This is a genomic window from Kitasatospora sp. NPDC001540, from assembly GCF_042894345.1.
Taxonomy (GTDB): Bacteria; Actinomycetota; Actinomycetes; order Streptomycetales; family Streptomycetaceae; genus Kitasatospora; species Kitasatospora phosalacinea_C.
The window spans coordinates 57,523-69,494 of record NZ_JBIAVO010000001.1; the positions used below are offsets into that span (position 1 = coordinate 57,523).

The window sequence follows — 11,972 nt, forward strand, 5'->3', positions numbered from 1 at the left end:
TCGCCCGGACGCTACCCGCCGTACTCCTCCACCACCCGTTTCGGGGCGACCGAACGCCAGGCGTCGGTGAGCAGTTCGCGCAGTTCGTCCCGCTCCACCCCGGCCAGTCGCACCCGCACCCAGCCGAACCGGCCGGTGTACGGCGCCACCGCGTACACCCCGGGCGCGGCCGCGACCAACTCGGCCTGCTCGGCCGGGGCGGCCTTCACGACCGCCTCGCCCGACTCGGGCCGGCCCATCGCGAAGATCTTCCGCCCCGCCCGCAGCGTGACCTGCTCCCAGGTCTCCTCCTGGTGGGTGCCCGGCAGCGCCAGGGCCAGCGCGGTCAGTTCCTCGAAGCTCGCCATGCGCGCCAGGATAGGTGCCGCCGCCGACAGTTGACGCGAGCTCAGACCGCGCCCAGGGCGTACACCGCGAACAGCGCCGCGCCCGCGCCCGCCGCCGCCCGCCACGCCCGGGACGGCCACGGGGCGTCGAAGCGCCGGGCCCACCGGCCGATCAGCGCCAGCACCGCGCCGAACACCGGCAGCCAGGCCAGCCGGGCCAGCGCCCAGCCGCCCGAGTCCGGGACGGTGGTCAGACCCGGCAGTGCCCCCAGGTGCGAACCCGCCAGCGCCGTCAGGAACATCGCGCTCTGGTGCCAGCAGAAGATCGTCATCGCGCCCAGGTTGACCACCACCACCGGCAGCCACAGCAGCGGCCGCCGCAGCGCCCGCCCCAGCCGGTCCTTCAGCAGCACCGCGACGCCGCCCTGCACCGAGGCCAGCGCCAGCACCAGCAGGGACGGCGGGTGGGAGTTGGTCCGGGCCGCGCCCGGCACGCCCACCATGCTCGCCGGGTAGTGGAAGACCAGCAGCAGCACCGCGAACAGCGCCGCCCCGCCCACCGCCAGCAGCTTCGCCCCCGCCCGGGTCAGCCGCCCGTGCGCCCAGTCCACGCCCAGCTGGTACGCGAACAGCCAGCCCGGCAGCAGGTTCAGCAGGCTCAGCCAGCCCGGCATCGAGGCGCCCCACGGCCCGTACCGCAGCAGGTCCACCGCGGCGACCGCCGCCATCAGCCCCGCCGCGCCCCAACCCCGGGCCCAGGCGCCGAACTTGACGCACAGCGGGGTCAGCGCGGTCAGCACCAGGTACATCGCGACGTACCAGAGCGGCTGCACCATCAGCACCGCGCCCGTGCGCACCGTCCCCTCCGGCACGCCCAGCGCGCGCAGCAGCGGCACCAGCGCCGCCCACACCGCCGCCACCCCCAGCACCGGGCGCACCAGCCGCAGCACCCGGCCGCGCAGCCAGGCGCGCACCGGCACCCCGCGGTCGGCCGCCCGGCGCAGCGACAGCGCCGAGGCCCGGCCGCCCACCAGGAAGAACACCCCCAGCATCTGCAGCAGCCAGCTCAGCGGCGCCATGAACGGCAGCGCCCCCAGCGGGCTGGCGTTGCGCAGCACCCCGCCGGCGGGGTCGAACCCGCCCAGCAGCCAGTGGCCCACCGGGACGGACAGCAGGGCCAGCGCGCGCAGCCCGTCCAGGGCGCGGTCGCGGGTGGCGGGGGTCTTCGCGTCGACCTGCGCGGCGGCGCGGCGCAGTCGGGTCAGGGAGGTCATCACGGAGCTCTCCAGGGGTCGCTGACGGGAGGTCAGGCGGTGGCGGTGAGGGCGAGTGCGGCGAAGGCCGCGAGGGAGGCCGAACCCGGCGCGAAGTAGCCGCTGTGGCCGTGCGAGCCGGTGGAGGGCAGCAGCCGGGCGCGGAAGCCGCCCGAGGTCGGGTCGGCGCCGTGGCCGAAGCCGAGCAGCGAGACGTTCGGCACCTCGCCGATCCAGTCCTCGGCGTTGCGGCGCACCGCCCACACCGGCACCCGCAGCTCGTCCGCCCGCTCCAGGCCCATCCCCGGCGAGGCCACCGCCACCACCCCCGCGACCAGCGCCGGGTCCGGCGCCGAGCGCCCGCACACCACCGACCCGTACGAGTGGCAGAACAGCTCGACCCGCCCGGTCACCGGCGCCAACCCCCGCACCAGCCGGTCCAGTCGCCGGGCCCCCGCCTCGGCGAGTTCCTCCCGGGCCGCGTCCACCCCCAGGCCGACCGGCGTCGTGTAGCCCGCCCAGACCACCACCGCGACCCGGTCACCCCCGGCCGCGCGCAGTGCCCGGGCCATCCCGGCGGGCGTGTCGTACCCCGCGGCGGAGGGGCGGTCGTAGCTGGCCAGGTCGACGTCCGAGCCCGGCACCAGGACGGCCGTCCGCCCGTCGTGCTCCAGGTCGCCGAACACCTCGGCGACCTGGCCCCGCCCGCGCGGGTCGAACGCCAGCAGGCGGCGCCCCGCCAGCCCCGCGTAGCGGTCGGCCTGCGCGGCGGCCGCGGCGCGCTCCGCGGACGGCAGCGCGGCGTCCCCGGCCCGGGCCCGCTGCCGGGCCCGCTCCTCCTCGACGGCCAGCGCGTTGGCCCGCAGCCGCAGCGCCACCGGGGCGCCGTCCAGGTTCCCCACCACCTGCGGGTGGCGCACCGCCAGGGACTCGCGCCGCGCCGGCGGCAGGCCCGCGAAGAACGCGGCCACCTCCTCCGGCGCGGCCCTCCCCGGGTCGGGCAGCCGCACCCCCAGCGTGGTGTCCGCGACCCAGGCCGCCGCCCCCGGCGGCGGCCCCGTCAGCGGCGTCTGCGCGTCCGGCGACGCCCACGACCCCACCCCCAGCACCGCGGCCAGCACCAGCCCGGCCACGGCCGTCCCCCGACGCAGACGCGACGACATCCGCTCCTCCTCCGCTCGTTCGGCAACGGGGAGGAAGGTAGGAACAAGGCGGGTGAGGGGGCGTCACCCCGGGGAGCCAACCCGGGGGTCATACCGGAGGGGCAGCCGGTGCGCCCTACTGCGCGCCGGGCTGGACCAGGCCGCTCTCGTAGGCGAGGACGACGGCCTGGGCGCGGTCGCGCAGGTCGAGCTTGGCGAGGATGCGGCCGATGTGGGTCTTGACGGTCTGCTCGGCCAGCACGAGGTGGGCGGCGATCTCCTGGTTGGACAGGCCGCGGGCGATCAGTTCGAGGACCTCGGTCTCGCGCGGGGTGAGGCCGTTGAGGCGCAGCCGCGGGTCGCGGCGCGGCGCGGGGCGGTGGCGGGCGAAGTCGGCGATCAGGCGGCGGGTCACCGAGGGCGCGAGCAGCGCGTCGCCCGCGGCGACCACCCGGACGGCGGCGATCAGGTCGGCGGGCGGGGCGTCCTTGAGCAGGAAGCCGCTGGCGCCCGCCCGCAGCGCCTCGTACACGTAGTCGTCGACGTCGAAGGTGGTGAGCATCAGGACGCGCGGCCGGTGCACCACGCCGGGCGGCGGGTCGAGCAGGCGGCGGGCGGCCTCCAGGCCGTCCATCTCGGGCATCCGGACGTCCATCAGGACCACGTCGGGGTGGGTGCGGCCGCTGACCTCCAGGGCCTGCCGGCCGTCGGCCGCGTCGCCGACCACGTCGATGTCGCTCTGGGCATTGAGCAGGGCGGCGAACCCGGCGCGGACCATCGCCTGGTCGTCGGCGATCAGGACGCGGATGGTCATGCGGTGCTCTCCCCTGGATCCGTGCCGGTGCCCGGGCCCGGGCCGGTGCCGTCCAGCGGCAGGACAGCGCTCACCCGGTAGCCGCCGTCGGCGGTCGGGCCGGTGTCCAGGGTGCCAGCCAGCAGGCGGACGCGCTCGCGCATTCCGACGAGTCCCTGCCCGGTGCCGCCGGAGGTCTCCACGGCGGCGGACCGGCCGGGCGGCGGCCCGTTGCGGACGGTCAGGGCCAGCGCGCCGTCCGCGGCCGAGAGCCGGACCTCGGCGGTGGCGCCGGGGGCGTGCCGGACGACGTTGGCCAGCGCCTCCTGGACGATCCGGTACGCGGACAGCGCCACCGCGTCCGGCACCGGCTCCAGCGCCGCCACCCCGTCCGCGACGGCGAGTTCGGCCCGCACCCCGGCCTGTCCGGCGGTGGCCAGCAGCTTCGGCAGGTCGGCCAGCCCGGGCTGCGGCGCCTTGTCGGGAGCGCCCCCGTCGGCCCGCAGCACCCCCAGCAGGCGGCGCATCTCGGCGAGCGAGCCGCGGGCGGCGGCGGCGATCTGCCCGAACTCCTCGACGGCGGCCGGGGGCAGGCCCTCGATCCGGTACGGGGCGCTGTCCGCCTGGACGGTGATCACCGACATGTGGTGGGCGACCACGTCGTGCAGCTCGCGGGCGATCCGGGCGCGCTCCTCCAGCAGGGTGCGCCGGGCCCGCTCGGTCTCGGAGATCTGCTCCTGCTCGGCCAGCAGCCGCTGGGCCTCGCCGCGCCCGCGCAGGCTCCAGCCGAGCAGCAGGACCGCCCCGGACAGCACGGTGACCACCACCGAGGTGCCGTCGAAGTGCGCGTTGAAGACCGTCCAGCTCAGGCTGCCGCCGAGGAAGGTGACGACCCAGACGGCGAGCAGGGTGCGGCCGCGCTCGCGGACCGCCAGCAGCACCATCAGGAACAGGTACGCCAGCAGCGTGGGGGCCGGCCACGGCCAGGGCTGCTCCGCGGCGGCGCCGTGCGTGACGACCGCGCCGACCAGCACCGACGGCGCGACCAGCTGCCAGGCGAGCAGCGGCCGGGTCAGCGCCAGGGCCAGCGCCCCGGACTGCACCACGGCCAGCGCGGTGGCCAGCGAGGGGTCCACCCCGTAGAACCCGGTGAGCGTCACGATGCCGGTGGGCAGCAGGGAGCCGATCGCGGCCAGCACCAGCCCGTACGGGAGCGCCCGGACCCATCTGCGGCGGGCCGTCGCCAGCGGCGGGCGGTGGTCGTCCAGGGGTTCGGTGAGGGCGCGGAGGAACTCTTTCCAGGGGGTCACCGGGCCGAGGGTAGGACGGGGACGGGCCGCTGTCCTCACCCTGCGGTAGCGCGTCCGGGGTGCTACCCCGGTAGGGGGTCAGCGCCAGGAGCCGGCCAGCGCCGGGCCCAACTGGTCGAAGTGGCGCTCGATCAGGGCCAGCATGCCGTCCATCGAGTGGCGGTGGGCGTCCGGGTCGGCGGCGTAGGAGAGGTGCGAGAGCCGCACCACGGTGCCGAACACGGCGGCGAGCAGCCGGGGGCGCAGGTCGACGGCCGGGTCGAGGCCCTCGCGGTCGGCGAGGATCCGGGCGACCTCGACCTCCTGCTGGAGGGAGTGCCGCAGGTGGGCGGCGAGCAGCGTCGGGGTGGACTCGATCAGCTCGAACAGCTCCAGCGCGGCCGGTCCGCTGTCCTGTCCGGCGTCCTGCCCGCGGTCGACGGCCTGCCAGACCTCGCGGACGGCGCCGCGCATCGCCTCCAGCGGGTTCTCCCCGGCCGGGCGGGCCCGCAGGAACTCCAGGAAGGCCTGCTCGGCCTCGGCCAGCACGGCGAGGGCGACCTCCTCCTTGTTGGCGAAGTACCGGAAGAAGGTGCGCTGGGAGACCTCCACCTCGGAGGCGATCTCGTCCACGGTGGTGCGCCCGTAGCCGTGGCAGAGGAAGAGCCGGTGGGCGGCGTCGACCAGGGCGTCCCGGGTGCGCCGCTTCTTGCGTTCGCGCAGGCCGACGGACTGCGGGTCGGCGGCGGTGGTGGGGGTGGCCATGGGGCCAACGATAGCGCCGCGGTGGCGAGATGGCAGCGGGTGACAGGAGTCACCGTTTGTCTAATGTCAGTAGCTGACATAATGTTCGGCGGTGGCGGTGTCCGTCTGTCGTGGAGCTCGTGGGGACGGGCGCGTGGGAGCGGGACACCGCCGCCTTTCGTTCCAGCGCGGCCCGGCCGCACCACACGAACGGGGAGCTCCCGAGACATGAGCCAGTCCGTAGTACTCGACAAGGAAGCGGCCCCGGCCGCGGGCGGCAGGCTCCGGGGCCACCCCTGGCTGACGCTGCTCACCGTCGCCGTCGGCGTCATGATGGTCGCCCTCGACGGCACCGTCGTCGCCATCGCCAACCCGGCCATCCAGCAGGACCTGCACGCCTCGCCCGCCGACATCCAGTGGGTCACCTCCGGCTACCTGCTGGCCCTCGCGGTCTTCCTGATCACCGCGGGCAAGATCGGCGACCGGTTCGGCCACAAGACCACCTTCCTGGTCGGCGCGGTCGGCTTCGCCGCCACCTCCGCCGCGATCGGCTTCGCCGGGTCGATCCAGCAGGTGATCCTCTTCCGCGTGCTGCAGGGCCTGTTCGGCGCGCTGCTCCAGCCCGCCGCGCTCGGCCTGCTGCGCGGGGCCTTCCCCGCCGACAAGCTCAACATGGCCATCGGCATCTGGGGCGGCGTCATCGGCGCCTCCACCGCGGCCGGGCCGATCGTCGGCGGCCTGCTGGTCGAGCACGTCAACTGGGAGTCGGTGTTCTTCATCAACGTCCCGGTCGGTGCCGTCGCCCTGGTCCTGGGCCTGCTGATCCTCAAGGACGTCCGGGCCGAGAACGCCGCCAGGTCCTTCGACGTCCCCGGCATCGTGCTGCTCTCCGGCGCGATGTTCATGCTGGTCTGGGGCATCATCAAGGCCCCGACCTGGGGCTGGGCCGACCCCGCCACCCTGCTGTTCCTGGGCGGCGCGCTGCTCGCCCTGGTGCTCTTCGCGGTCTGGCAGAACTACGCCAAGGAACCGCTGGTCCCGCTCTCGCTGTTCCGCTCGGTGCCGCTCTCGGCCGGCACCCTGCTGATGGTGCTGATGGCCTTCGCCTTCTTCGGCGGCATCTTCTTCGTCACCTTCTACCTGCAGAACGTGCACGGGATGGCGCCGGTCGACGCGGGCGTCCACCTGCTCCCGATGACCGGCATGATGATCGTCGGCGCGCCGGTGGCCGGTTTCCTGATCGGCAAGATCGGGCCGCGCATCCCGATCGTCGCGGGCATGCTCTTCACCACCGCGGCGATGCTCGGCATGTCCACCCTGGACATCCACTCCGGCAACGGCGTGATGGCCCTGTGGTTCGTCCTGATGGGCCTGGGCCTCAGCCCCGTCATGGTCGGCGCCACCGAGGTCATCGTCGGCAACGCTCCGCTGGAGCTGTCCGGCGTGGCGGGCGGCCTGCAGCAGGCCGCGATGCAGGTCGGCGGCAGCCTCGGCACCGCCGTCCTCGGCGCGGTGATGGCCTCCAAGGTCACCGACGTGCTGCCCGGCAACTGGCAGGCCGCGACCGGCCAGCCGCTGCCCGCGGGCCCGGACGGCGAGCAGCTCAAGCAGCTCTCCCAGCTCGGCATCGCGCCGCCGAACGTCCCGCCGACCGTCGCGGACGCGGTCCACTCCTCCTTCGTCAGCGGCATGGGCACGGCCTTCGTGGTCGCCTCGGTCGTCGCCCTGGCGGCGGCGGGGCTGGGCCTGCTCACCAAGCGCGGAGCGAACGAGGCGGGCCCCGCGGTCCACATCTGACACGCAACGCGGATCCGCCCGGAGAGGGGAGTCCCCTCCGCCGGGCGGATCCTGCCGTCTCCGGGGGTTGCTCGCGCAGTTCCCCGCGCCCCTGGCGGGGCGAGGAGGCGTGCGACGACGGAAAGGTCCGCCCGAGGAGAGAAGCTCCCTCCCCGGGCGGACCTTCGCGCCAGGTGATGCTTACGCGTCGCCGCCGGCCGCGCCCGGGTCGGCCGCCGCCACGTCGAGCAGCTGGTAGCGGTCGATCGCGTCCTTCAGCGCCGAGCGGTCGATCTTGCCCTGCTTGGCCAGCTCGGTGAGCGTGCCCAGGACGATCGACTGCGCGTCGATGTGGAAGAAGCGACGGGCCGCGCCGCGGGTGTCGGCGAAGCCGAAACCGTCGGCGCCCAGCGACTGGTACTGGCCGGGGACCCAGCGGGAGATCTGGTCCGGGACGGCGCGCATCCAGTCGGAGACGGCCACGAACGGACCCTCGGCCCCGGAGAGCTTGGTGGTCACGTACGGGACGCGCTGCGGCTCCTCGGGGTGCAGCAGGTTGAACTCCTCCGCCTCGACGGCGTCGCGGCGCAGCTCGTTCCAGGAGGTCGCCGACCAGACGTCCGCCTTGACGTTCCACTCCTCGGCGAGGATGCGCTGGGCCTCCAGGGCCCACGGCACGGCCACGCCCGAGGCGAGGATCTGCGCCGGGATCTGGCCGCCCTCGCCGTCCTTGAGCTTGTAGAGGCCCTTGAGGATGCCGTCGACGTCCACGTTCTCCGGCTCGGCGGGCATCTTGATCGGCTCGTTGTAGACCGTCATGTAGTAGAAGACGTCCTCGCCGTGCGGGTGCTCGGCGGAGGAGCCGTACATGCGGCGCAGGCCGTCCTGGACGATGTGCGCGATCTCGTACCCGTAGGCCGGGTCGTAGGCGACCACGCCGGGGTTGGTGGAGGCCAGCAGGTGCGAGTGGCCGTCGGCGTGCTGCAGGCCCTCACCGGTCAGGGTGGTGCGGCCGGCGGTGGCGCCGATGACGAAGCCGCGGGCCAGCTGGTCGGACATCTGCCAGAACTGGTCGCCGGTGCGCTGGAACCCGAACATCGAGTAGAAGACGTACACCGGGATCAGCGGCTCGCCGTGCGTCGCGTACGAGGAGCCGGCCGCGATCAGCGAGGCGGTGCAGCCGGCCTCGGAGATGCCGTCGTGCAGCATCTGGCCGGACGGGGACTCCTTGTACGCCAGCAGCAGCTCGCGGTCGACCGACTCGTAGGTCTGGCCGAGCGGGTTGTAGATCTTGGCGGACGGGAACAGCGAGTCCATGCCGAAGGTGCGGTACTCGTCGGGCGCGATCGGCACGAAGCGGTTGCCGATGCCCTTGTCGCGCATCAGGTCCTTGAGCACCCGGACGAACGCCATGGTGGTGGCGATGGTCTGGTTGCCGGAGCCCTTCTTGACCGCCTTGTACGCGTCGTCGCCCGGCAGTTCGAGCTTGCGCGGGCGCACCTTGCGGGTGGGCACGTAGCCGCCGAGCTCCTGCCGGCGGTCGTGCATGTACTGGATCTCCTCCGAGTTGCGGCCCGGGTGGTAGTAGGGCGGGTAGCCCTCGTCCAGCTGCTTGTCGGTGATCGGCAGGTGCAGCCGGTCGCGGAAGCGCTTCAGGTCCTCGACCGTCAGCTTCTTCATCTGGTGGGTGGCGTTGCGGCCCTCGAAGTTGGGGCCCAGCGTCCAGCCCTTGACGGTCTGCGCCAGGATGACGGTCGGCTGGCCCTTGTGTTCGCGGGCGGCCTTGAACGCGGCGTAGACCTTGCGGTGGTCGTGGCCGCCGCGGCCCAGGTGCTGGATCTGGTGGTCGGTCATGTTCTCGACCATCGCGCGCAGGCGCAGGTCGCCGCCGAAGAAGTGCTCGCGGATGTACGCGCCGGACTCGGTGGCGTAGGTCTGGAACTGGCCGTCCGGGGTGGTGTTCAGCTTGTTGACCAGGACGCCGTCGCGGTCCTGGGCCAGCAGCGGGTCCCAGGAGCGGTCCCAGATGAGCTTGATCACGTTCCAGCCGGCGCCGCGGAACTGCGACTCCAGCTCCTGGATGATCTTGCCGTTGCCGCGGACCGGGCCGTCCAGGCGCTGCAGGTTGCAGTTGACCACGAAGGTCAGGTTGTCCAGGCCCTCGCGGGCCGCCAGCGAGAGCTGGCCGAGCGACTCGGGCTCGTCCATCTCGCCGTCGCCGAGGAAGGCGTACACCTGCGAGTCGGAGGTGTCCTTGATGCCCCGGTGCTCCAGGTAGCGGTTCATCCGGGCCTGGTAGATCGCGCCGAGCGGACCGAGGCCCATCGAGACGGTCGGGAACTCCCAGAAGTCCGGCATCAGCCGCGGGTGCGGGTAGCTGGAGAGGCCGTACGGCGCCTTGGACTTCTCCTGGCGGAACGCGTCGAGCTGCTGCTCGGTCAGTCGGTCCAGCAGGAAGGCGCGGGCGTAGATGCCCGGCGAGGCGTGGCCCTGGAAGAAGACCTGGTCGCCGGACTCGCCGTCGGCGTCCTTGCCGCGGAAGAAGTAGTTGAAGCCCACGTCGTACAGGGACGCGGAGGAGGCGAAGGTGGCGATGTGGCCGCCGACGCCGATGCCGGGCCGCTGGGCGCGGGAGACCATGACGGCCGCGTTCCAGCGCGTCGCGTTGAGGATCTTGCGCTCGATCTCCTCGTTGCCGGGGAAGAACGGCTCGTCCTTGGTCGCGATGGTGTTGACGTAGTCCGTGCTGCGCATCTCGGGCACGGCTACGCGCTTCTCGCGGGCGCGCTCGATCAGCCGCAGCATCAGGTAGCGGGCACGCTCGCGCCCCCGCTCGTCGATGGCAGCGTCAAGCGACTCCAGCCACTCCGCGGTCTCCTCGGGATCGAAGTCCGGGACCTGGCTCGGGAGGCCGCCAATGATGATCGGGTTGCGATCGGATCCGGAAGCCACGCTGTTCCTTCACTGTCGGTCGAAACTGAGTTGTCGCGCCGCCTCCATCGTGCTACCGCGTTCGGAGATCCGTCATCTCTACCGATCGGTAACCGCTCCGCCTGGTGGACGGGACGGTCAGGAGGTGGTCCGACCTGGGACCCCGGCCGGACGATGGCGGCCGGTCGGGATGAGGGCCAACAGGAGACTTTACGCCCGCACCCTGCTCCGACCCGAATGCCGTTCGCATCTCGGGCAGGCGTACGGCGGGTGAACCGGCTGCACGGGGGTACGAGACGAAGCATCCTTGTCGGTACGGACAGGGACATACGGGTGTGTTCACCACCACAGTGGGCGGCGTGTCGCCCCGCGACACGTCAACCTTTGGGTGGGATCGGGGGTCGGGTACTTGCGCGAACCGCCACTCCCGTGTGGACTACGGCCACAGCCCCGGCATGGACGCCGGGCCGAATACTGGAGGTTATTCCCGTGAGCGCGACCGCGGACCCCGCGGACAAGTCCAACCCGGCGCTTCGTCTCGGCTTCGAAGAGGGCCAGATCATCCAGGAGCTCGGGTACGACGAAGACAGTGACCAGGAGCTCCGCGAGGGCATCGAGGACATCACTGGCACCGAACTCGTCGACGAGGACTACGACGACGTCGCCGACGGCGTCCTGCTGTGGCACCGCGACGAGGACGGGGATCTCACCGACGCCCTGGTCGACGCCTTGGAGTACCTGGCAGAGGGCGGCCTGATCTGGCTGCTCACCCCGAAGACCGGCCGCGACGGACACGTCGAGGCGCACGAGATCGCCGACGCAGCGAAGACCGCCGGTCTCTCGCAGACCAGCTCGGTGGCGATCGCCAAGGACTGGGCGGGCACCCGCCTGGCCACCCCGAAGGCCTCGAAGGCGGGCAAGCGCTGACCTTCGGACCGAGACCCGCGACGGGCCCCGTCGGCGAATCCGCCGACGGGGCCCGTCGGCGTTCCGGGCCGCCCCCGTTCACCCGGAGCGAACAGGGCCCTCCGGACGGCCGGGCCGGCTCACCCGGACGGTCGAACGGGGGCGGGCGGATGGGAGGATCGTGACGACCGCACCACCGTTGAGGCAGGAAGGCCCCCTCATGAGCATCGAGATCGGCACCCAGGCCCCGGACTTCGAGCTGAAGAACCAGCACGGCGAGTCCGTGAAGCTGTCCGACTTCCGCGGCGAGAAGAACGTCGTCCTGGTCTTCTACCCGTTCGCCTTCACCGGCGTCTGCACCGGCGAGGTCTGCGAGATCCAGAAGGAGCTGCCGCGCCTGCAGAACGACGAGGTGCAGGTGCTCGCGGTCTCCAACGACTCGCCGTTCTCGCTGCGGGTCTTCGGCGACCAGCAGGGCCTGGAGTACCCGCTGCTGTCGGACTTCTGGCCGCACGGCGAGGTCTCCCGGGCGTACGGCGTCTTCAACGAGGAGAAGGGCTGCGCGGTGCGCGGCACCTTCGTCATCGACAAGGAGGGCACCGTCCGCTGGAGCATCGTGAACGGCCTGCCGGACGCCCGCGACACCCAGGAGTACCTGGCCGCCCTCGGCGCGCTCTGACCCTCCTGCGGGCGCTCCCGGGGGGGGGGGGGGGGGGGGGGGGGGCGCGCGCCCCCGGCCCCCCCCCCCCCCCGCCCGGCCCCCCCCCCCCCCCCCCGGGGGGGGGGCGGGGGGGGGGGCGCCCCCGGCTTGT

10 protein-coding genes are annotated in these 11,972 nt (G+C 73.3%); 3 read left to right on the forward strand and 7 right to left on the reverse strand.

What is annotated here, in order from left to right:
* Nucleotides 1-11: 11 nt before the first annotated feature.
* From ACFY00_RS00260 to ACFY00_RS00285, 6 genes are all read right to left on the reverse strand, one after another.
* Entirely contained in the window at nucleotides 12-347 is a 336-nt protein-coding gene (locus tag ACFY00_RS00260; RefSeq protein WP_388025585.1) for an MmcQ/YjbR family DNA-binding protein, read from the reverse strand.
* A gap of 41 nt (nucleotides 348-388) precedes the next feature.
* Entirely contained in the window at nucleotides 389-1,600 is a 1,212-nt protein-coding gene (locus ACFY00_RS00265; protein ID WP_388025587.1) for an acyltransferase, read from the reverse strand.
* 32 nt (nucleotides 1,601-1,632) lie between these two features.
* Complete coding sequence (locus tag ACFY00_RS00270) at nucleotides 1,633-2,742, reverse strand: alpha/beta hydrolase (protein WP_388025590.1); 1,110 nt, start codon at nucleotides 2,740-2,742, stop codon at nucleotides 1,633-1,635.
* 115 nt (nucleotides 2,743-2,857) lie between these two features.
* Entirely contained in the window at nucleotides 2,858-3,535 is a 678-nt protein-coding gene (locus ACFY00_RS00275; RefSeq protein WP_388025593.1) for a response regulator, read from the reverse strand.
* Nucleotides 3,532-4,824: a sensor histidine kinase gene (locus ACFY00_RS00280; RefSeq protein WP_388025595.1), complete on the reverse strand. Its 1,293-nt coding sequence runs from the start codon at nucleotides 4,822-4,824 to the stop codon at nucleotides 3,532-3,534. Before ACFY00_RS00280 ends, ACFY00_RS00275 begins: the two co-directional genes overlap by 4 nt.
* 78 nt (nucleotides 4,825-4,902) lie before the next feature.
* Nucleotides 4,903-5,568 carry a TetR/AcrR family transcriptional regulator gene (locus tag ACFY00_RS00285; RefSeq protein WP_388025598.1) on the reverse strand — a complete coding sequence of 222 codons (666 nt, stop codon included), beginning with the start codon at nucleotides 5,566-5,568 and terminating at the stop codon, nucleotides 4,903-4,905.
* Between the two features lie 207 nt (nucleotides 5,569-5,775).
* Between ACFY00_RS00285 and ACFY00_RS00290 the strand changes: the two genes are divergently transcribed.
* Nucleotides 5,776-7,344 (forward strand): MFS transporter, encoded by a 1,569-nt coding sequence (locus tag ACFY00_RS00290; RefSeq protein WP_388025601.1) that lies wholly within the window; start codon nucleotides 5,776-5,778, stop codon nucleotides 7,342-7,344.
* A gap of 180 nt (nucleotides 7,345-7,524) precedes the next feature.
* On the opposite strand, the gene aceE is transcribed toward ACFY00_RS00290, so the two are convergent.
* A complete protein-coding gene (aceE, locus tag ACFY00_RS00295; RefSeq protein ID WP_388025603.1) occupies nucleotides 7,525-10,275 on the reverse strand; it encodes a pyruvate dehydrogenase (acetyl-transferring), homodimeric type in 2,751 nt (916 codons plus the stop codon).
* 468 nt (nucleotides 10,276-10,743) lie between these two features.
* Between aceE and ACFY00_RS00300 the strand changes: the two genes are divergently transcribed.
* On the forward strand, nucleotides 10,744-11,181 hold the full coding sequence (locus ACFY00_RS00300; RefSeq protein WP_388025606.1) for a DUF3052 domain-containing protein: 438 nt from the start codon (nucleotides 10,744-10,746) through the stop codon (nucleotides 11,179-11,181).
* Nucleotides 11,182-11,380: 199 nt separating this feature from the next.
* Entirely contained in the window at nucleotides 11,381-11,839 is a 459-nt protein-coding gene (locus ACFY00_RS00305; protein ID WP_285738056.1) for a peroxiredoxin, read from the forward strand.
* The last annotated feature ends 133 nt before the right edge of the window (nucleotides 11,840-11,972 follow it).